This is a genomic window from Corynebacterium comes, from assembly GCF_009734405.1.
In the GTDB taxonomy this organism is placed as follows: domain Bacteria; phylum Actinomycetota; class Actinomycetes; order Mycobacteriales; family Mycobacteriaceae; genus Corynebacterium; species Corynebacterium comes.
The window spans coordinates 1,673,476-1,693,412 of record NZ_CP046453.1; the positions used below are offsets into that span (position 1 = coordinate 1,673,476).

Consider the following 19,937-nt stretch of genomic DNA (forward strand, 5'->3'; position numbering starts at 1 on the left):
TCCGGTAACGTGTGAACGGTGAAAACCTCCACCATGCGGGCCTTCCGCTGGCTCGCCCTTGTCCTGATAGCGCTCGGAATTGCGGCCATGTCTTTCGGGGCGGCCTCCCCTCCTTCCTCACCCACCGCGGTGTTGCCCGACGACGTGGATTCCACGCGGGTGTCGGAGATCCTCCAGCAACGCCCCGGCGATGACGGCGACACCGCCATCGTCCTGTTCACCGGTGACGCCCCACTCGACCCGGCCGTGTTCGGGGCGAAGGCCGCCGAGCTCGGTGGCCCGTTGATCCCCAACGAGGATCTCACGGCGGCACTCGTGCCCGTGACCGTGGATTCCGAAGGCCTGAGCGACAACGCCGACAAGGTGGGCGAGCTGCGGGCCGACGCCGGAGCTGATCTCCCCGCCGGAGTAACCGCCCAGGTCACGGGCCCCGCCGCCATCCAGGCCGATCTGGCCGGCGTCTTCGAAGGGGCGAACTTCCTGCTCCTCGCGGTGACGGGCGTGATTGTGGCGGTGCTGCTCATCATCACCTACCGCTCCCCCATCCTGTGGATCATCCCGCTGCTGGTCATCGCCGTGGCCGACCGGCTCGCGGCCATCGCCTACACGTGGGTCCTCGACGTCCTGGGGGCCTCGTGGAACGAGTCCACCTCCGGCATCCTCTCCGTGCTCGTCTTCGGCGCCGGCACCAACTACGCCCTGCTGCTGATCTCCCGCTACCGGGATGAACTCCACCGTCACGAGGACCGCTTCGCGGCAATGGCCGCCGCCTGGGGCCCGACGGTCCGTACGGTCTTCGCCTCCGCGGTCACCGTGATCCTGGGCGTGGCCTGCCTCCTGCTCTCTGCGGTACCCACCACCCGTGGCCTGGGACTGGCGTCCATGATCGGCATCCTGATCGCGTTCATCTTCGCCGTCTTCGTCCTGCCCGGGATCCTGCTCCTGTTCGGCAGGTGGGTCTTCTGGCCGAAGGTCCCGCGCCTGGACGACGAACCTGACCACCGGTTCTGGGACCGCATCGGTCAGGTCGTCCGCGTACGGCCGGCCCTCGTCACCGCCGTGTCCCTCATCCTCCTCGGGGCCGCCAGCCTGGGTGCGCTGCAGATCAGCACGGGCCTGAGCCAGGCCGAGCAGTTCATCGACACCCCGGAGTCCATCACCGCGGCAGCGACGCTGGAGGAGAAGTTCCCTGACCAGCAGGCGACACCGGCGGTCGTCGTCACGCAGGAGGCGCCGGCCGTGACCACGCTCCTGGAGCAGTCGGGCGCCACGGTCCGTCCCCAGGAACCCGTCGGGGGCTGGGAGATCCTCCAGGTCAGCGGATCGGACACGGAGCAGCTGCGCAACACCCTCGAGGGGACGGATGCACTCGTGGGTGGACAGGATGCCGAGCTCTACGACGCCGAGGCCTCCGCCGCCGAGGACCGGATGCTGATCTTCCCGGTGATCCTGCTGGTGCTGCTCCTCGCACTGATGGTGCTGCTGCGGTCCGTCGTCGCACCGGTGATCATGACCGCGACGGTGCTGCTGACCAACATCGCCGCGCTGGGTCTCGGCTGGTGGGTGTCCACCGGTCTCCTCGGTTTCGAGCGTTTCGACGCCTCGACCCCGCTCTACGCCTACGTCTTCCTGGTGGCGCTGGGCATCGACTACTCGATCTTCCTCATCACCCGCGCCAAGGAGGAGGCGAAGACCCACGGCACGGAGGAGGGCGTGCTGCGCTCACTCTCGGCCACGGGTGGCGTCATCACTTCCGCCGGTGTGCTGCTGGCGGCCGTCTTCGCCGCCCTGGGCGTGCTGCCGCTGGTGGTGCTGGCGCAGGTGGGCATCGTGATCTTCATCGGCGTGCTGCTGGACACCATGATCGTGCGGACGCTGCTCATCCCCGCGCTGGTGCAGCTGCTGGGCGAGAAGTTCTGGTGGCCGGGCAGGGTGAACACCACCGACGTCTCTTAGGGGTCCGTGGTGCTGACCCGTATTTTCTGACGAGGCCCGCACCACTTCTTCCCCTCGACCTGGGCCTATAAGAATACGTCGACTCGTATTTGTCGACATGTGCGAAGCGTCGTATTTTCCGACACGGGACCGACACAGGACCGACACGGGACCACAGACGCAACAACACCCTCGACCCCCGGCAGACAGCGGGTGGTCGAGGGTGTTGCCGTCAGGGCCGGAGTCAGCTGCGGACGAGCTCCGCGACCTTGGCCACCGCCTCATCTGCGGCGACCTCGAGGGTCTCGCCGCCACGGACACGCAGCTCCACCGTGCCGTCGGCGAAGGAGCGGCCGAGGATCACGGCGAAGGGCATGCCCAGGAGCTCTGCGTCCTTGAACTTGACGCCGGGGCTGACCTTGGCGCGGTCGTCGAAAAGCACCTCGATGCCGGCGGCGTCGAGCTCCGCCACGATGCGTTCGCCGGCCTCCAGAGCCGCCTGATCCTTGTTCGCCACGACCACGTGCACCTGGTACGGGGCGACCTCGACTGGCCAGTTGAGGCCCTTGTCATCGTGTCGCTGCTCGGCGAGGACGGCCATCAGGCGGGAGACGCCGATGCCGTAGGAGCCCATGGTGGGGATGGCACGCTTGCCGTTGACGTCGAGGATCTGCACGTCGAAGGCCTCGGTGTACTTGCGGCCGAGCTGGAAGATGTGGCCGATCTCGATGCCGCGCGCGAGGGTGAGGCTGCCCTGGCCCGCCGGGGCGGGGTCGCCCTCGCGGACCTCGGCGGCCTCGATGAAGCCGTCGACCTCGAAGTCACGGCCGGCGACGAGGCCGACGACATGGCGGTTGGGGGCGTCGGCGCCCGTGATCCAGGCGGTGCCGGTGACCACGCGCGGATCGGCGAGGACGCGGACGCCGTTGGCGGCCAGGCCGCGCGGGCCCACGTAGCCCTTGATCAGGAAGGGGTTCTTCCGGAAGTCCCCCTCTTCTGCCATGGCGACCTCGGCGGGCTCGAGGGCGGCCTCGAGGCGCTTCATGTCCACCTCCCGGTCGCCGGGGACGAGCACGCCGAGCAGCTCGGGGGCTTCGGCGCCCGGCTCGGTGACCTTGAGCACCACGCACTTGAGGGTGTCGGCGGCGGTGACGGGGCGGCCGTCGATGAGCACACCGGCGGCGTTGGCCCAGTCCACGAGGGTGGCGATGGTCTCGGCGTCCGGGGTGTCATGCTCGACGGCCTCGGGCAGGCCCTCGACGGGACGCTCGGTGCCCGGCTGGGTGACCACGGCCTCGACGTTCGCGGCGTAGTCGCCGTCGGTGGCGCGGACGAAGGTGTCCTCACCGTTCTCGCTGATGGCGAGGAACTCCTCGGAGGCGGATCCGCCCATGGCGCCGGAGGTGGCCCGGCAGATGGCGTAGGAGACGCCCAGGCGGTCGAAGATCCGCTGGTAGGCGCCGCGGTGTGCCTGGTAGGAGGCCTCGAGACCCTCGTCGTCCATGTCGAAGGAGTAGGAGTCCTTCATCACGAATTCACGGCCGCGCAGGATGCCGGCGCGGGGGCGTTCCTCATCGCGGTACTTGGTCTGGATCTGGTACAGCGTGACGGGGAAATCCTTGTACGAGGAGTACAGGTCCTTCACCGTCGAGGTGAACATCTCCTCGTGCGTGGGGCCCAGGAGCATGTCGTTGTCCCTGCGGTCCTTCAGGCGGAAGAGATGATCGCCGTACTCGGTCCAGCGGCCGGTGGTCTCGTAGGGCTCGCGCGGCAGCAGCGCCGGGAAGAGGAGCTCCTGGCCGCCGATCGCGTTGATCTCCTCGCGCACGACGTCCTCGATCTTGCGCAGCGTCCGCAGGCCCAGCGGCAGCCACGAGTAGACACCCGGGGCGGCGCGACGGATGTAGCCGGCGCGGACAAGAAGCTTGTGGCTGGGGACCTCGGCATCGGCGGGGTCTTCGCGCAGCGTGCGCAGGAACAGCGTGGACAGACGTGTGATCATGAGCAGTCACATTACCCGGTACCCTGCTGGACATGCTGATCGTGCTCCCACCTTCCGAAACCAAGGCCCCCGGCGGCTCCGGTCCCACCCTTGACCTGGCTGAACTCTCCTTTCCCGGATTGAACTCCGTGCGGGAGGAGCTGGTGGCCGATCTGGCGGCGCTGCCGGTGGAGGAGGCGCTCGGGGTGCTGGGGATCTCGGAGAAACTCCGCGCCGAGGCGGAGGCCAACCTCGCCCTGCGGAGCTCCGCGACCATGCCTGCCATCCACCGCTACACGGGCGTGCTTTTCGACGCCCTGGATGCGCCCTCGCTCCCCCACGCCGCCCTGTCCCGCCTCGCCGTCGGCTCCGCCCTGTTCGGTGTCCTCCGCGCGCTCGACCCGATCCCCCGCTACCGGCTCTCGGGTGGCACGAAACTGCCCGGCGCGGATGGTTCGGCCCCCACGATGAAGGCCCGGTGGGGTACGTCGGTGTCTGAGGCGCTCTCCTCGGTGGACGGGCTGGTCGTGGACCTGCGCTCCGGCGCCTACCAGCAGCTGGGCAGGGTCGACTCCGCGGTGACGGTGCGTGTGGAGTCCGTGCGGCCCGACGGCTCCCGCAAGGTGGTCAGCCACTTCAACAAGCAGTACAAAGGCGAGCTGGCCCGGGTCCTGGCGCTCTCGCCGGTACCGGCGACCGATGCGGCGGGCGTGGCGTCCATCGCCGCGGACGCGGGCATGACGGTCGAACAGCACAGCGCGAACGCGCTGACGCTGGTGGTGTGATCGGGGCAATTTATCAATTTATCAACGAGCGCAGCGCGGTAGGCTGGCGAGCATGAGCAGACGCAACCCGTTTCGCCCCACCTTCGGTGCCTCCCCCTACTTCTGGGCCGGCCGCACGCTGATCCTCCACCGTTTCACGGACGCCATCGACGGCAACCCCGGCGACCCCAACCGCAGCCTCATCATCGACGGCGCCCGCGGGATCGGCAAGACCGTCCTGCTCACGGAGCTCGAGGACATCGCGGCCGCACGCGGCTGGATCGTCCTGCGGGCCACCGGCCGGGCGGACATGATCGCCACGCTGGTGGACTCGACCATCCCGAGCCGGATCCATGAACTGTCTCCCCCACCCACACGCACCGTCACGGCCGTCACCGTCGGCGGCCTGGGCCGCGTCGACACCGAGCTTCTCGACGTCCCACTCCCCACCCCCACCCTCAACTCCCGGCTGCGCGAACTGCTGGGTCTGCTCCGCGGTACGGGCGTCCTCATCACCGTCGACGAGGTCCAGGACGCCGACCCGGAGGCCCTGAGCCGGCTGGCCACCACCTACCAGGACCTCATCCGCGACGATCAGCAGGTCGCGCTGGTCATGGCCGGGCTCACACACGGCATCAACCGGCTCCTCGACCTACCGGGCACCACCTTCCTCCGCCGGGCGCGCCGCTTCGAGCTGGGTCCCCTCACGGACGCCGACGCCCTGGCCACCCTCACCGCCACCGCCGCCGACTCCGGCCGGCCCTTCGACGACTCCTCGGCACAGTCCGCGGTCCAGCTCGCCCGGGGTTACCCCTACCTGGTCCAGTTGGTGGGCTACCTGGCGTGGGACCACACCGCGGACGGGATCACCGATGACGACGTCACCGCCATCTCGGAGGAGGCCATCGAGACGATGGGCGCCCAGGTCCACGCGCCGTCACTCAAGGGTGTGCCGGCCGCCCAGGTCGCCTATCTGCGTGCCATGGCCGATCTGATGAAGCCGGGCGAGACCACCGTCCCCTCCAGCGACGTCGCCGAGGCGGTAGGCAAGAAGCCGAACCAGGCCACCGACACCCGCGGCAAACTGATGGACCGCGGCCTCATCGAGGCGCCCGCCTGGGGTCGGGTCTCCTTCACGCTCCCCTACATGGCCGAGCACCTGCGTTCGCAGGGGCGCCGGACGCGGGTCAGTTAGACGGAGCGTCGTCATTCCCGCCGCAGCGCCCGGGCCCCGCCCCAGACGCCGAGCGTGGCGATCACGGCGGTGACGAGCATGACCACGCTCATGGCCACCGGCTGGGACATGCCGGCCGCGGCAGCGATGCCGACCAGCGGGGAGAGCAGGCCCGCCATGATGAACTGGCCCGAGCCCATGAACGCCGACGCGGAGCCCCTGACCTTGCCCGCGCGGGAGATGGCCAGGGCGGAGTTGTTGGCGAAGTTCACGCCCATGGACGCGACGACGACGAAGAGTCCGGCGAGGAGGAACCACCGGGAGGCGTCGAGAAGCGCGACGGTGACCAGGTAGACCACCGCCAGCAGCAGCACCGCGTTGCCGATCTTCGCCAGCGGCAGCGGCCCGACCCGGCGGACCAGGCGTGCATTGGTCAGGGCGACGAGGAACATGCCGGTTGTGTTCACGGCGAAGATGATCGAGAACTGCACCGGCGTGAAGCCGTAGTGGTCCTGGAGGATGAAGGGCGAGGCGGAGACGTAGGCGAACATCGTGGAGAAGCTGAAGATGAAGCCCAGGGTGAAGCCGACGTAGGCGCGGTCGGCGAGCAGGCCGCCCATCGCCGCGAGCAGGGGGCGCAGGCCACCGGTGGAGCGGTTCCCGGCGGGCAGGGTCTCGGGGATGAAACGCCACACCGCCACGGCCATGAGCAGGTTCAGGACAGTCAGGACCCAGAACACGCCCCGCCAGCCGACCCCGTCGACGATGAGGCCGCCGACGACCGGACCGATGACCGGTGCCAGGCCGCCGAGCAGCATGAGCAGCGAGAAGACCCGGGCCAGCTCGGGCCCCTTGGCCAGGTCACCGGCGACGGCGCGGGCCAGCACCACGGCGGTGCCGCCGGCCAGGCCCATGACGAAACGCGAGGCGAACAGGACCCAGGCGTGCGGGGCCAGGGCGCTCGCGACGGTGGCGAGGACGAGCAGCACGACGCCGGCGAGGAAGAGGCCGCGGCGGCCGCGGGCGTCGGAAAGCGGGCCCATGACGAGCTGGCCGATGGCCATGCCCGCCAGGAAGAAGGTGAGCGTGAGCTGCGCGCCGGCCTGGCTGAGGTCGAGGTCGCGGCCGAGCTGAGGCAGGCCCGACAGGTACATGTTGATGGAGAGTGGCTCGACAGCCGAGACCAGCGCGAGGACACCGAGGATGATCGGGGGGATCACTGCCTTCGCGCCCGATGCCGGGGTCACCCGGGTGGTGTTCGTCATGGATATCTCCGCTTCTTGACAATGGTTTTTGAGTAAGCGTCAACAACCATAGCATCGCATACCCCGGGGGGTACGCAGGGATGTTCAGAGGCCGGCGACCTCGCCGATGACGTAGACGGCCGGCGCACCGATGCCGTGCTCCACCATGCTGGCACCCAGCGTGCCCAGGGTGCAGCGCACCGCGCGCTGGGCGTCGGTCGTACCTTCCTGGATGACGGCCGCCGGGGTGTCCGCGGGCAGGACCCGGAGAAGCTCCTCTGCGATGACAGGCGCGTTCTTCACGCCCATGATCACACAGATCGTCCCTCCGGACTGGGCGACCGCACGCCAGTTGACCAGGGAATTCCTGTGTCCCGGCGGCAGATGTCCGGACACGACCGTGAAGGAGTGGACCATTCCACGCTGAGTCACCGGAATGCCCGCCGCCGCCGGCACCGACACCGCCGACGTCACGCCCGGCACGACCTCACACGGGATGCCGTGTTCCCGGCAGACGGTCAACTCCTCGAAGCCACGACCGAAGACATAGGGGTCACCGCCCTTCAGGCGCACCACGTTGCGGCCCGCCAGGGCGTGGGTGACGATGAGCTCGTTCGTCTTCTCCTGGGTGACCTGCCTTCCGTAGGGCAGCTTGGACACGTCGATGATCTCCTTGGCCGTGGTGTCGCAGAGCTGGGCCAGGTCGTGGGCCGGACCGAGGTGGTCGGTGAGGATCACGTCGGCCCGCTCGAGGGCACGTTGTCCCCGGATGGTGATCAGGTCCCAGGCGCCCGGACCACCGCCGACGAGCGTGACGGAACCGGTGGTGGAAGATACTGCAGTCATGGCAGATAAGTCTAGGGGCTGACTCCGGCCGCATATGTCATTAGCCTGGGGGTATGAGCGCACCACACCTGGACCACCGCTTCGCCGACGCATTCCCCGAGCTCGTCCACGCGGCACGTGGCGAGGAACAACCCGATCCCCACCTGGTGGTGCTGAATGAATCTCTCGCCCGGGAGCTCGACCTCGACCCCGACTGGCTCCGCAGCCCCGAGGGCGTGAACTTCCTCCTCGGCCGGAACGAAGGACGGACGGTGGCCATGGGCTACGCCGGCCACCAGTTCGGCCAGCTCTCTCCCCGGCTCGGCGACGGCCGGGCGCTGCTGCTCGGCGAGCTCACCGACGCCGAGGGCAGGGTCCGTGACCTGCACACCAAGGGCACCGGTCCCACCGTCTTCTCCCGGGGTGGCGACGGCCGCGGCGCACTGGGGCCCATGCTGCGCGAGTACCTCATCTCCGAGGCGATGCACGCCCTCGGCGTCCCCACCACCCGCGCGCTCGCCGTCCTGTCCACCGGCCGGAAGATCCAGCGCGCCGGCGTGGTCCCCGGCGCGGCGCTCGTCCGCACGGCCGCCAGCCACCTGCGCATCGGTACCGTGCAGTACGCGCGCCTGATCGGCTCCCCTGATCTCGTGGAGCGGCTGTCCACCTACGCCCGGGAACGCCACCATCCCTCCCTGCGCACCCACGAGGAGTTCTTCCGGGCCGTCATGCACGCCCAGGCGGAGACCATCGCGAAGTGGATGCGGCTCGGTTTCGTCCACGGGGTGATGAACACCGACAACACCACCCTGTCCGGCGAGACCATCGACTACGGGCCGTGCGCCTTCCTCGACCGCTTCGATCCGGCCACGTTCTTCAGCTCCATCGACGCCCACGGCCGCTACGCCTTCCGCAACCAGCCACCCATCCTGGGCTGGAACCTCGCCCGTCTGGCCGAGGCGATGCTCCCGCTTTTCGACGCCGACGAGAACGCGGCCGTCGACAAGGCGCAGGCCGCCATGGACGACTTCCCCGACGTCTGGGAGAAGGCCCAGCAGCGCGAACTCACGCGCGCACTCGGGACATCCGACGCCGGGATCGCCGAACGCTGGCTGAAACTCCTGGAGGAACGCGCCCCGGATCTCACCACCACCAACCGGCTGCTCGTCGACTCCCCCACCGCGCTGGCGGACATCGTGGGCAGGGAGTGGGTCGAGGACTGGCAGGCCCTGTCCCCCGACACCGCCGCACTCGACCGGCTGCATCCGCGGCACATCCCCCGCAACCACCTGCTCCAGGCCGCGCTCACCGAGGCCGAATCCGGGAACCTGGAGCCCTACCTGGCCCTGCTGTCCGTGGTCACCGATCCCTACAGCGACCACGGGCAGGAGTTCCGGGAGCCTGCACCGGAAGGCTTCGACGAGACCTTCCGCACCTTCTGCGGCACCTAGCGTCAGAGGTCGTCGATGACGATCTTCTTCATCTCCATCAACCTTCCGAAAGCGCCGGGGCGTTCCAGGAGTTCATTGAGGTTCTCGGGGGCGATCTGCCAGCTCACCCCGTAGCGGTCCTGGAGCCAGCCGCACTGCTCCGCCTCCGGTACGGCCGACAGTGCGTCCCAGAGCCGGTCGATCTCCTCCTGTCCCCGGGCGTTGACCAGGAGCGAGACACCGGGGGTGAACGTGAAGGGCTGCTCGACGGCGGAGTCCATCGCCGCCAGCCATTCGCCGCGGATCTGGAATTCAGAGAAGAGCACCGAATCCGTGGTGGCAGGCCCGTGCGGCTGGTCGTAGTGGACACGATTGCCCAGTGCCGCGTCCGGGAAGACCGACAGGTAGAAGTCGACCGCCTCCCCGGCCTTGTTCTGGACGGGGCCACAGAACATCAGGTCGGGGACGACGAAGGGACGGGGCTCCCCGGCGGGGTCGGTGAGCATGAGCTGCCAGCTCACCCCGTATTTGTCCTGGACCCAGCCGTAACGGGGACTGAAGGGATACTCGCCCAGGTCCATCAGAACCTGACCGCCGTCACAGAGTTTCTCCCATGTGCGGTCGAGGTCACCGCGGGCGTCTTCCCGCTGGCTGGGGTCGAAGTTGAGGAAGAAGGTGATCGCCGGGGTCGGCGTGAATTCATCGCCTGCGTTGATCAGCGCCAGGCGGTAGCCCGCGACGTCGAGCTCCACGGTCAGGGTCTGGCCTCCGAACTCCCGCTGAAAATCGAGGAGGTCGTCGGGCGGGTAGGTCCACTTCTGCACGACAGTGGTGTCGGGCAGCGCGGAGACGTAGAAGTCCGTCGCGTCATCGCCGACGCGGTTGATCCAGAGGTGCGGGATGATCGTCTGCATGTCAGATCTCTTTCCGTGGGACACCGGGGGTGATGCGCATCACGTTACTCCCCGAGGGTGCGTCTGAACCATGGTCGGCCGAGGAGAACCGCGTTTAGACTGGTGGGAACGGGTATCCCTGCGACCTCTGCAAGCACCAGGAGACACGATGAGTGACACCGCCATCACCATGACCAACCTGACGAAGACCTTCGGTTCCACCCGTGCCCTGGACGAGTTCACCATGACGGTGCCGGCCGGTGAGGTCCGCGGATTCCTCGGCCCCAACGGTTCCGGCAAGTCCACCGCCATCCGTGTCCTGCTCGGCGTGCTCCGCGCCGATTCCGGATCCGCCCGGGTCCTGGGCAGGGACCCGTGGCGGGATTCGGTGGAGCTGCATCACCGCCTGGCCTACGTCGCCGGCGACACGAATCTGTGGCCCAACCTGACCGGTGGGGAGGCCATCGACCTGTTCACCCGCCATCAGCGCTCCGAGGCGCTGCGCCGGCGCCGGGACGAGCTGATCGAACGCTTCGAACTGGACCCCAGGAAGAAGTCCCGGACCTATTCCAAAGGCAACCGGCAGAAGGTCGCGCTCATCGCCGCCCTGTCCCTCGACGTCGATCTCTATCTTCTCGACGAACCGACGGCCGGCCTGGATCCACTGATGGAATCACTGTTCACCGAGGAGATCCGTGCGCGTCGCGACGAAGGCCGGACCGTGCTGCTGTCCAGCCACATCCTCGGCGAGGTGGAGAAGCTGTGCGATTCCGTCACGATCATCCGGGCGGGCCGGGACGTCGAACACGGGACGATGTCCGAGCTGCGCCACCTCACCCGTTCCGCGGTCGCCGGCACCGCCACCGCCGACCCCCGGCGTCTGGCGGCGGTTCCGGGGGTCCACGAACTCGCCGTGGACGAGGGCAGGTTCCGGTTCCAGGTGGAGGACCACAACCTGGACGACGTTCTGCGGATGCTTCCCGACATGGGGGTGCAGAACCTCACGATCACGCCCCCGTCGCTGGAGGATCTCTTCCTCCGCCACTACGGCACCGGCGAGGAGGCGGAGCGATGACCACCCAGTTCACCGGCACCGGCCGACTCCTGCGGCTGTACCTGCGCCTGGACAGGTTCCGGCTGCCCGTGTGGGTCCTGTCGATGTTCGTCGTGGTGTGGGCCAGCGTGGACGCACTCCAGACCAGTTTCTCCGACCCGCTGAGTCTGCAGGCCCGGGGAATGCTGGGTGCGAACCCCGCGACGGTGATGATGTCCGGCCCTGTGTTCGGGCTCGAGAATTACACGATGGGCCTGATGGTCGCGAGCGAGCTCTCCCTGTGGGCGTTCATCGTCGCCGCGGTCATGGGTGTGCTCTTCATGGTCCGGCACACCCGGGCCGACGAGGAGTCCGGCAGGTTGGAGATGCTGCGCGCGCTGCCGGTCGGGCGCATGGCGGCGCCGACGGCCTCGATGATCCTCGTCGCGCTGGCCAGCGTCGCCTTGGGCGGGGCCGTCTCCGCAGGCCTGCTCATACCCGGCATGAGGGTCCCCGATTCGCTGGCCTTCGGACTGGGCACGGCACTGACCGGGATGGTCTTCGGCGCAGCCGCGGCCGTCGCGGCGCAACTCAGCGACAGCGCACGGGCAGCCTCCGGGCTGGGGATCGCCGCCATCGTGGCGACCTTCCTCATCCGTGCCGCCGGCGACGTCATCGACTACCAGGGGTCCTGGCTCTCCTGGTTCTCCCCGCTGGCCTGGCCGCAACAGACCCGGCTCTACGCCGATCTGCGATGGTGGCCGCTGGCGCTCTCCGCCGTCGCCGCCCTCGCGTTGGCAGCCCTGGCCTTCTGGCTGGTGGGGCGCCGGGACCTCGGCTCTGGGATGGGGCACGGCCGACCGGGCCCTGCACGAGCGTCGGCGCGTCTGCTCTCCCCCGCCGGGCTGGCCTCGCGGCTGGAGAGCCCGACCTTCCTCATCTGGGCGGTGGGCCTGTTCTCCTTCGCGGTGGCCTTCGGCACCCTGGCAGACGAGCTGGAGGACGTGATAGACGTCATGCCCGCGCTCGACGACTGGGTCGTCCTCGATCTGACGGATCTGACCAGCTCCTTCGGTGCCATGCTCCTGTCCTACCTCAGTCTCGGCCCCGCCATCCTCCTGGTCCTGGCGGTGCTGCACCTGCGCACGGAGGAACGTGAGGGGCGGATGACGTCAATGTTCCTCAGCGGCAGTTCCCAGTGGCGACTTCTGGCCGGCTGGTTCGCCGTAGTGGCTGCGGAGGCGGCCGCCGTGCTCATTCTCCTCGGTTTCGGACTCGGGGTCGGGATCGCCCTCGGTTCCGGGGACGCCAGGTGGATCGGTGACATGACGGCGGCCTCGTTCGTCTACCTCCCCGCAGTACTGCTCCACGGCACGCTGGCGGTGATGGTGTTCGGCCTGGCCCCCAGGCTCATCGCATTCACCTGGTTCTATCTGGCCTGGGCCATCCTCGTTCTCTTCCTCGGCGAGCTGCTCCGCCTCCCCGACTGGGCACGGAGCACCACCCCGGTCTGGCACACCCCCGCAGTGCCCGGGACGGAGGTCGACCCCCTCCCGCTGATCATCATGACGCTCCTCGCGCTGGCCTTCCTGGTTCTCGGCCTCGTCGGGTTCCGACGCCGCGACCTCGTCGAGGGCTGAGCAAAGGACAACGCCCCCTCCGCCGGAAAGCGGAGGGGGCGCGTGCCTGAGGGAGGCTAGGGTGCCAGCCGCAGGGTCTTCTGGGAGTAATCCCACAGCTCGTCGAACATCTTCTTGTCGTCGCCCAGCTTGACGCCGTAGGACGGGATCATCTCGTAGATCTTCGGACCCCACTCGATCATCCGCTCACCGAAGCAACGCTCCAGCAGTTCCAGCATGGCGGCCGGGGCGATGGAGGCTCCCGGGGAAGCGCCCAGCAGACCGGCAATGGAACCGTCGCTGCCGTTGATCAGGGTGGTGCCGAACTCCAGGGAGCCGAAGCGCGGGGCTGCGGTCGGCTTGATCACCTGAACGCGCTGACCGGCGACGACGGTCTCCCAGTCCTCCGCCTTGGCGGACGGGACGTAGTCACGCAGATCGACGAGTCGCTTCTCGAAGTCCTTCGCCACCTCGGAAACCAGGTACTTGGTCAGTGCGAACTCCTGCACCGCGACACCCAGGTAGGAGGGGATGTTATCCGGGCGGATCGACTTGAACAGGTCGAGGTAGGAACCCTCCTTGAGGAACTTGGGGGTCCAGCCGCCGTAGGGGCCGAACAGCAGACCCTTCTCGCCGTCGATGACGCGGGTGTCCAGGTGAGGGACGGACATCGGCGGGGCGCCGACCTTCGCCTTGCCGTAGACCTTGGCGGAGTGCTTCTCGATGAGCTCCTGGTTGGTGGAGCGCAGCCACATGCCGGAGACCGGGAAGCCCGCGTAGCCGTTGACCTCGGGGACGCCCGCCTTGCGCAGCAGGTCGAGGGCGTAGCCGCCGGCGCCGACGAAGACGAACTTGGCGCGGATCACGGAGGTGTCACCGGTGTGGACGTTCTTGACGGTGATCTTCCAGTGCTTGCCGTCCTTCTTGAGGTTCTTGACCTCGTGGCCGTAGCGGATCTCCGTGCCGGAGGCCTCGGCGGCGGTCAGGAACTGCTTGGTCAGGGTGCCGAAGTTGACGTCGGTGCCCACGTCGGTGCCGGAGTAGGCGACCTTCTCCGCATCGAAGTCGCGGCCCTCGGCCATGACGGGCAGACGCTCGGCGAACTTGGCCTCGTCGTCCACGAACTCCATGCCCGGGAAGAGGATGTTGTCCTTCAGCGCCTCATGGCGGCGACGCAGGTAGTCAATCTGGTCATGGCCCTGTGCGAAGGCGAGGTGCGGGACCGGCTTGATCCAGTCGCCCGGGTCAGCGAGCACGCCGTTGTCGACCTGGTGGGACCAGAACTGGCGGGAGACCTGGAACTTCTCGTTGATGTCGATGGCCTTGGACACATCGATGCGGCCGTTCTTCTCCGGCGTGTAGTTCAGCTCGCAGAGTGCGGAGTGGCCGGTACCGGCGTTGTTCCACGGAGAGGAGGACTCCTGGGCGGGTCCGTCGAGGCGCTCGAAGATCATCTGGGACCAGCTCGGCTCCAGCTCGCGGATCATGGCACCCAGGGTGGCGCTCATGACACCCGCACCGACGAGGGCGACATCGACCTCGTCAGTGATCTTGGCAGCGTTCGTTTTGTCAGTGGACACCTTGAATTACCTCATTCGTCGTCGAAGGTTGTGGCCCACGCCGGGTGGCGGCACACTTCCCGGCGGGCAGGACAATTCTGGGTGCGGCCGATCCGTCCTCGGCGGAAGTCCGCTCCCCTTGTCCGGTAACCGTTTACCTTACGCCCTGGATATGGGGCGGGTGGGTAGAAGGTCGGCATTTCATGAACTTCCCGACACCCCGCATTCCCCCGACCGCCACCCCCGGACTCGTCATAGAGTGGTGTCCATGACTGTTGCTGATGTTTCCGAGTGGCACGAGGATCTCCTCGGGCCCGATTTCCAGGCCTGTGACATCAACCTGGGGCCAGATCCCGAGGGTGAGGGTGACATCGTGGCGACCCTGGTGCGCTACGGGCAGCCGGCGGCGTCGAAACGCGCCGTCCTGTGGGTGCACGGGATGACCGACTACTTCTTCCATGAGCATGTGGCCCGCGCACTGGATGAGGCCGGTTACGCCTTTTATGCCCTGGACCTGCGGAAATGTGGGCGTTCCTGCCAGGAGGGGCAGCGGTGGCACTACAGCGAGGACTTCCGGCACTACTTCCCGGAGCTGACGGCCGCGCTGGACATCATCACGGCCGTACACCCGGACGTCACCCCGATCGCGCACTCCACCGCCGGGATGATCGTGCCGTTGTGGGCGGCTCATCTGGCGCGCAACGACTCCGCCCGGCATTCGAAGCTGGGCGGCATCGTCCTCAACTCGCCGTTCCTGGACATGATGTACCCGCGGGCGGCGGTGGCCCTGGGTCGGCCGCTGGTGGGGGTGCTGGGCCGACTGCTGCCCGGCCTGGAGGTGCCCGGCGGCAACCTGGGTTCCTACGGCATGTCGATCCACCGTGACCACCACGGCGAGTGGGACTTCGACGTCAACTTCAAGCCGCTGCGCGGCCACCGGAAGTACCTGGGCTGGCTTCGTGAGGTGTTGCGCACCCAGGCCAAGGTGCAGCGTGGAGAGATCAACGTGGGTGTCCCGGTGCTCACGTTGTGTTCGGCGCGGTCCCGGCTGGGGAAGCCCTACTCGGAGGAGTCGGCCGGGGTGGACACCGTCCTGGACACCGAGCAGATTAAGCGGTGTGCGCCGCTGCTCGGCGACGATGTGACGGTGCATCCCATCGAGGGGGCGAAGCATGATGTGTTCCTCTCGAGGCCGGAACCGCTGACGGAGGCGCTGGCCACGACGGTCGGGTGGCTGAAGCGCAGGTAGACTCGACGTCTGACCATTCCTCGTTGATCCAAGGAGCTTCTCCCCCATGACTGCTGACCTGAAGGTCGACAAGCATTATGACCTCATCATCATCGGCACCGGTTCGGGCAACTCGATTCCCGGCCCGGAGTTCGATGATCTCTCGATCGCCATCGTGGAGAAGGGCACCTTCGGCGGCACCTGCCTGAACGTGGGCTGCATCCCGACGAAGATGTTCGTCCATGCCGCGGACACCGCTCTGGCCGCCCGGGAGGCGGGCAAGCTGGGTCTGAGCGCGCAGGTCTACCACGTCGACTGGCCGGGGATCGTCTCCCGGGTGTTCGATGAGCGCATCGACCTGATCGCCGAGGGCGGAGAAACCTACCGCCGTGGCCCGCAGACCCCGAACATCGACGTCTACGACCAGCACGCCCGCTTCATCGGCCAGCGCACCCTCCGCACCGGCCAGGGCCCGGAGGAGAAGACCATCTCCGGCGACCGCATCATCATCGCCACCGGTTCCCGCCCGATGATTCCCGAGGCCATCGCCGAATCCGGTGTGCACTACCACACCAACGACGACATCATGCGTCTGCCGCAACAGCCCCAGTCGATCATCATCGTGGGCGGCGGCTTCATCGCCATGGAGTTCGCGCACGTCTTCGAGGGGCTCGGCACCAAGGTCCACATCGTCAGCCGCTCCGCGCTTCTCCGGCGTCTCGACGCCGACCTCGGCTCGCGCATCAACGACCTCGCCGTCAAGCGTTACGACGTCCGCATCGGCCGCACCGTCACCGACGCCGTCCAGGATCACGGCGGCATCACCGTCACGCTCGACGACGGCGGCACCATCACCGCAGACGTCCTGCTCGTCGCCACCGGCCGCATCCGCAACGGCGACCAGATGGACCTGGATCTCGGTGGCGTGGAGATAACCGGGGACGGCCGCGTCAGCGTCGACGAATTCGGACGTTCCACCTCCGCCGAGGGGGTGTGGGCCCTGGGCGACGTGTCCTCGCCGTTCATGCTCAAGCACGTGGCCAACGCGGAGATGCGCGCCGTGCGCCACAACCTGCTCCACCCTGATGACCTGCAGAAGATGCCCCACGAGCACGTGCCCTCCGCGGTCTTCACCAATCCGCAGATCGCCACGGTGGGTCTCACCGAGCGTGAGGCACGCAGGGCGGGACACAACGTCACGGTGAAGATCCAGAAGTACGGCGACGTCGCCTACGGCTGGGCACTGGAGGACACCAGCGGCATTGTCAAGCTCATCGCCGACAAGGACACCGGCAGGCTGCTGGGCGCACACTTCCTCGGCCCCCAGGCCTCCACGCTCATCCAGCAGATGATCACGGTCATGGTCTTCGACCTCGACGTCCGCGAAGTGGCCACGAAGCAGTACTGGATCCACCCGGCACTGCCCGAGGTCACGGAGAACGCCCTACTCGGCCTGGACTTCTAGGCGGAGAACTGCGGCTGGTCCTCGTCGGGGAGCGTGAGAATCTCGTTGCCGTCGTCGGTGATCACGATGGTGTGCTCGAACTGGGCGGTGAACCTGCCGTCCACGTTCTGCACCGTCCAGTCGTCGTCCCAGATGGTGTAGTCGAGGCTGCCGAGGTTGATCATCGGCTCAATGGTGAGGGTCATGCCCGGCTCGAGGATGTCGCGGTACATCGTCGAGTCATAGTGGAGCACCACGAGGCCGTTGTGGAAGGTCGGGCCCACGCCGTGGCCGGTGAAGTCACGGACGACGTTGTAGCCGAAACGGTTGGCGTAGGACTCGATGACCCGGCCGATGACGTTGATCTCGCGGCCCGGCTTCGCGGCCTTGATGCCGCGCATCAGGGCCTCGCGGGTGCGTTCGACGAGCAGGCGGTGCTCCTCGGAGACCTCGCCCACCAGGAAGGTCGCGTTCGTGTCACCGTGGACGCCGTTCTTGAAGGCCGTGACGTCAACGTTGACGATGTCACCTTCCTCCATCACGGTGGTGTCCGGGATACCGTGGCAGACGATCTCGTTCAGTGAGGTGCAGCAGGACTTGGTGTAGCCCCGGTACCCGAGCGTGGACGGGTAGGCATCGTGGTCGAGCATGTACTCGTGGGCGATGCGGTCAAGCTCGTCGGTGGTCACGCCGGGGGCGACGGCCCTGCCGACCTCCTTCAGTGCGTTGGCCGCAATCTTCGACGCCTCGCGCATCGCCTCGATCACCTCGGGGGGCTGGATGAAGGCCTCGCCGACGTTCTCCCGGACCTCGTCCTTCCACACGTACTCGGGGCGCTCGATGTGGTCCGGGACGGTGCGGATGGGGGTGGGCTGACCGGGGACAAGAAGGGAACGATTCGACATGCCTGACATGGTAGCCCTTTAGCCGACGGACCCCGGAACCGCGTCCGGCTCGCGGTCTGCGCGCATCTGGTCGAGGGTGACGAACATGTGATCGGTGATGGCGACCGCGGACTCGGAACCACCACCGAGGACCACGAGCGTGGCGAAGGCGATGTCGTCGTCGGCACGGTAGCCGGCGAACCAGGCGTGGGATCCCTCGTTGATCTCGGCCTCACCGGTCTTGCCGTGGATCTCTCCGCCGGCCCGCATGCCCCGGGCCGTACCGGAGGTGACCACGGAGCGCATCATCTGCCGGACCTGGTCCACCACAGCGGGATCCGGTGCGGGAACCTCCTCGCTGACGGTGGTCGCGTGGCCGTCGATGAGCACGGGGACGGGGGTCTCGCCGCGGGCGGCGGTCGCGGCGACCAGCGCAAGACCGAAGGGGCTGGCTAGGTCGAGGCCCTGACCGTAACCGGCTTCAGTCCGGTCGAGCGGGGTCTCGCCCTCCGGGACGGAACCGGTGACGGTGTGGAGTCCGGGGATCTGGAAGTCGATGCCCAGGCCGAACTGCTTGGCGGTGTGGGAGAGCTCCCCCGGCGCCAGGTTGGTCGAGATGTCCGCGAAGGTGGTGTTGCAGGAGGACGCGAAGGCGCGTTCCAGAGGCACGTTGCCCAACGCGAACTGGTTGTAGTTGATGACCACGCGACCGTAGAGGTTCATCGACCCCGGGCACGGCACGATCGAACCCGTGGTGAGCCCCTGCTGCTGGATGCCCGCCGCGGCGGTGATGATCTTGAACACCGAGCCTGGCGGATAGAGGCCGGAAAGGGCGACGTCGCCCTTCTCGTCGGCTGCCTTCGTCTGGGCGACGGCGAGCACCTGGCCGGTGGAGGGGCGGATCGCCACGAGCATGGCCTGCGAATCGGGCCGCAGATCCACGGCCTGCTGTGCGGCCTGCTGGATGTCATGGTCCAGGCCGATGCGGATGGCCGGCGCGGGTTCCGCCGCGTGGTACTCCACGTCGTCGATGGGGGCGCCGTAGTCGTTGACCGCGGTGACCCGCCAGCCGTTGGTGCCGTCGAGATCGGCGGCGACGATGGCGGACACGCGCGCCATGATGTCGGGCGCGAAGGAGGGGTCCCTGTTCACCATGGCGGCCTCGTCGTTGACGATGACCCCGCCCACGTCCCTGAGCTCCTCCGCCACCCGGGGACCTTCCACCGGGTTGATCATCGCGACGGAGTAGACGCCGGAGGCGCGGTCGAGTTGCTCGGCGAGGGCGGCGGCGTCGATACGCGTCACCGACTTGTCGCGGTCGTGGGCCGCATTGACTGCCGCGGCGATGTCGGCGGCGACGGGCCGGACGTCCGCGACGTCGTCGGTGTCGACGAGGACGCGCCACATCGTGCCGGGCTGGAGGATCTCCACTCCGTCCGAGCTGACCACGCTCGCGGGGTCCGCCGTCACGGGGTGCAGCTCGAGGTGCTGGTTGGCGCCCAGGCGCGGGTGCAGCAGCGTGGGCTGCCAGCGGACGGTCCAGTCCTCGTTCGTCTTCGTCAGGGTGAGGGTGGTGTCGTAGGTGAGGTTGCGCTCGCGCGGCAACCGCCAGTCCAGCGTGTACTGCGCGGTGGCGATGTTCTCCCGCACGTCGATCTCACCCAGCGTGGCGCTCAGGGACTCCGCCTGCAGGCCGTCCCAGGTGGCGTCGATGACGGGCTGGGCACTGGACGGGAGGTCCACCAGGGAGGCGAGCGTCTCCGTGTCGCGCGTGGCCAGCGCCTCGAGGAAATCCTCGACGACGGGCGAAGCATCCACCGGCTTGGGGGTGCAGGAAGCGAGCGTGAATACGCTGACCAGCACTGTCAACGCCCCCACCAGAGTTCTTGCGGTCCCGGTCATGCAGGCAGGTTAACAGGCGGCC

Annotated in this window: 15 protein-coding genes; 8 read left to right on the plus strand and 7 right to left on the minus strand. The window is 67.9% G+C overall.

Annotated elements, in window-relative coordinates:
- Positions 1-18 precede the first annotated feature (18 nt).
- Positions 19-1,956: an MMPL family transporter gene (locus CETAM_RS08085; RefSeq protein ID WP_156228385.1), complete on the plus strand. Its 1,938-nt coding sequence runs from the start codon at positions 19-21 to the stop codon at positions 1,954-1,956.
- Between the two features lie 223 nt (positions 1,957-2,179).
- On the opposite strand, the gene CETAM_RS08090 is transcribed toward CETAM_RS08085, so the two are convergent.
- A complete protein-coding gene (locus tag CETAM_RS08090; protein WP_156228386.1) occupies positions 2,180-3,937 on the minus strand; it encodes a proline--tRNA ligase in 1,758 nt (585 codons plus the stop codon).
- 32 nt (positions 3,938-3,969) lie between these two features.
- Here CETAM_RS08090 and yaaA point away from each other — a divergent pair, with 32 nt between their 5' ends.
- Both yaaA and CETAM_RS08100 read left to right on the plus strand, forming a co-directional pair.
- Entirely contained in the window at positions 3,970-4,701 is a 732-nt protein-coding gene (gene yaaA, locus CETAM_RS08095) for a peroxide stress protein YaaA (RefSeq protein ID WP_156228387.1), read from the plus strand.
- Positions 4,702-4,753: 52 nt separating this feature from the next.
- Positions 4,754-5,875, plus strand: a complete 1,122-nt coding sequence (locus CETAM_RS08100; protein WP_156228388.1) for an ATP-binding protein — start codon at positions 4,754-4,756, stop codon at positions 5,873-5,875.
- 11 nt (positions 5,876-5,886) lie between these two features.
- Here the strand turns inward: CETAM_RS08100 and CETAM_RS08105 are convergent, their stop codons facing one another.
- On the minus strand, positions 5,887-7,119 hold the full coding sequence (locus CETAM_RS08105; protein WP_156228389.1) for a multidrug effflux MFS transporter: 1,233 nt from the start codon (positions 7,117-7,119) through the stop codon (positions 5,887-5,889).
- An 84-nt stretch (positions 7,120-7,203) separates the two neighbouring features.
- The gene (cobA, locus tag CETAM_RS08110; RefSeq protein WP_156228390.1) at positions 7,204-7,944 is read right to left on the minus strand and encodes a uroporphyrinogen-III C-methyltransferase; all 741 of its coding nucleotides are present in this window, start codon (positions 7,942-7,944) and stop codon (positions 7,204-7,206) included.
- A gap of 53 nt (positions 7,945-7,997) precedes the next feature.
- On the opposite strand from cobA, the gene CETAM_RS08115 reads away from it, so the two are divergent.
- Complete coding sequence (locus tag CETAM_RS08115) at positions 7,998-9,374, plus strand: protein adenylyltransferase SelO (protein WP_156228391.1); 1,377 nt, start codon at positions 7,998-8,000, stop codon at positions 9,372-9,374.
- Positions 9,375-9,376: 2 nt separating this feature from the next.
- Here the strand turns inward: CETAM_RS08115 and CETAM_RS08120 are convergent, their stop codons facing one another.
- Complete coding sequence (locus tag CETAM_RS08120) at positions 9,377-10,267, minus strand: VOC family protein (protein ID WP_156228392.1); 891 nt, start codon at positions 10,265-10,267, stop codon at positions 9,377-9,379.
- A gap of 148 nt (positions 10,268-10,415) precedes the next feature.
- Between CETAM_RS08120 and CETAM_RS08125 the strand changes: the two genes are divergently transcribed.
- Positions 10,416-11,321: an ABC transporter ATP-binding protein gene (locus CETAM_RS08125; RefSeq protein WP_156228393.1), complete on the plus strand. Its 906-nt coding sequence runs from the start codon at positions 10,416-10,418 to the stop codon at positions 11,319-11,321.
- Positions 11,318-12,919: an ABC transporter permease gene (locus CETAM_RS08130; protein ID WP_156228394.1), complete on the plus strand. Its 1,602-nt coding sequence runs from the start codon at positions 11,318-11,320 to the stop codon at positions 12,917-12,919. The genes CETAM_RS08125 and CETAM_RS08130 overlap by 4 nt, the downstream gene beginning before the upstream one ends.
- Positions 12,920-12,975: 56 nt before the next feature.
- Here the strand turns inward: CETAM_RS08130 and mqo are convergent, their stop codons facing one another.
- On the minus strand, positions 12,976-14,478 hold the full coding sequence (mqo, locus tag CETAM_RS08135) for a malate dehydrogenase (quinone) (RefSeq protein WP_156228395.1): 1,503 nt from the start codon (positions 14,476-14,478) through the stop codon (positions 12,976-12,978).
- Positions 14,479-14,725: 247 nt separating this feature from the next.
- Between mqo and CETAM_RS08140 the strand changes: the two genes are divergently transcribed.
- Positions 14,726-15,706 (plus strand): alpha/beta fold hydrolase, encoded by a 981-nt coding sequence (locus CETAM_RS08140; RefSeq protein ID WP_156228396.1) that lies wholly within the window; start codon positions 14,726-14,728, stop codon positions 15,704-15,706.
- 46 nt (positions 15,707-15,752) lie between these two features.
- A complete protein-coding gene (gene mtr / locus CETAM_RS08145; protein WP_197085699.1) occupies positions 15,753-17,150 on the plus strand; it encodes a mycothione reductase in 1,398 nt (465 codons plus the stop codon).
- Here mtr and map read toward each other — a convergent pair.
- Both map and CETAM_RS08155 read right to left on the minus strand, forming a co-directional pair.
- On the minus strand, positions 17,147-18,034 hold the full coding sequence (map, locus tag CETAM_RS08150; RefSeq protein ID WP_156228397.1) for a type I methionyl aminopeptidase: 888 nt from the start codon (positions 18,032-18,034) through the stop codon (positions 17,147-17,149). The genes mtr and map overlap by 4 nt on opposite strands.
- A gap of 18 nt (positions 18,035-18,052) precedes the next feature.
- A complete protein-coding gene (locus CETAM_RS08155) occupies positions 18,053-19,915 on the minus strand; it encodes a penicillin-binding transpeptidase domain-containing protein (RefSeq protein ID WP_156228398.1) in 1,863 nt (620 codons plus the stop codon).
- Positions 19,916-19,937 lie beyond the last annotated feature (22 nt).

What these genes read in the sequence shown, in the direction of transcription:
- yaaA (WP_156228387.1), top strand. Translation starts at nt 3,970, where the DNA reads ATGCTGATCGTGCTCCCACCTTCCGAAACCAAGGCCCCCGGCGGCTCC.
- CETAM_RS08105 (WP_156228389.1), bottom strand. Translation starts at nt 7,119, where the DNA reads ATGACGAACACCACCCGGGTGACCCCGGCATCGGGCGCGAAGGCAGTG.
- CETAM_RS08090 (WP_156228386.1), bottom strand. Translation starts at nt 3,937, where the DNA reads ATGATCACACGTCTGTCCACGCTGTTCCTGCGCACGCTGCGCGAAGAC.
- CETAM_RS08100 (WP_156228388.1), top strand. Translation starts at nt 4,754, where the DNA reads ATGAGCAGACGCAACCCGTTTCGCCCCACCTTCGGTGCCTCCCCCTAC.
- mtr (WP_197085699.1), top strand. Translation starts at nt 15,753, where the DNA reads ATGACTGCTGACCTGAAGGTCGACAAGCATTATGACCTCATCATCATC.
- cobA (WP_156228390.1), bottom strand. Translation starts at nt 7,944, where the DNA reads ATGACTGCAGTATCTTCCACCACCGGTTCCGTCACGCTCGTCGGCGGT.
- CETAM_RS08155 (WP_156228398.1), bottom strand. Translation starts at nt 19,915, where the DNA reads ATGACCGGGACCGCAAGAACTCTGGTGGGGGCGTTGACAGTGCTGGTC.
- CETAM_RS08130 (WP_156228394.1), top strand. Translation starts at nt 11,318, where the DNA reads ATGACCACCCAGTTCACCGGCACCGGCCGACTCCTGCGGCTGTACCTG.
- map (WP_156228397.1), bottom strand. Translation starts at nt 18,034, where the DNA reads ATGTCGAATCGTTCCCTTCTTGTCCCCGGTCAGCCCACCCCCATCCGC.
- CETAM_RS08120 (WP_156228392.1), bottom strand. Translation starts at nt 10,267, where the DNA reads ATGCAGACGATCATCCCGCACCTCTGGATCAACCGCGTCGGCGATGAC.
- CETAM_RS08115 (WP_156228391.1), top strand. Translation starts at nt 7,998, where the DNA reads ATGAGCGCACCACACCTGGACCACCGCTTCGCCGACGCATTCCCCGAG.
- CETAM_RS08125 (WP_156228393.1), top strand. Translation starts at nt 10,416, where the DNA reads ATGAGTGACACCGCCATCACCATGACCAACCTGACGAAGACCTTCGGT.
- CETAM_RS08140 (WP_156228396.1), top strand. Translation starts at nt 14,726, where the DNA reads ATGACTGTTGCTGATGTTTCCGAGTGGCACGAGGATCTCCTCGGGCCC.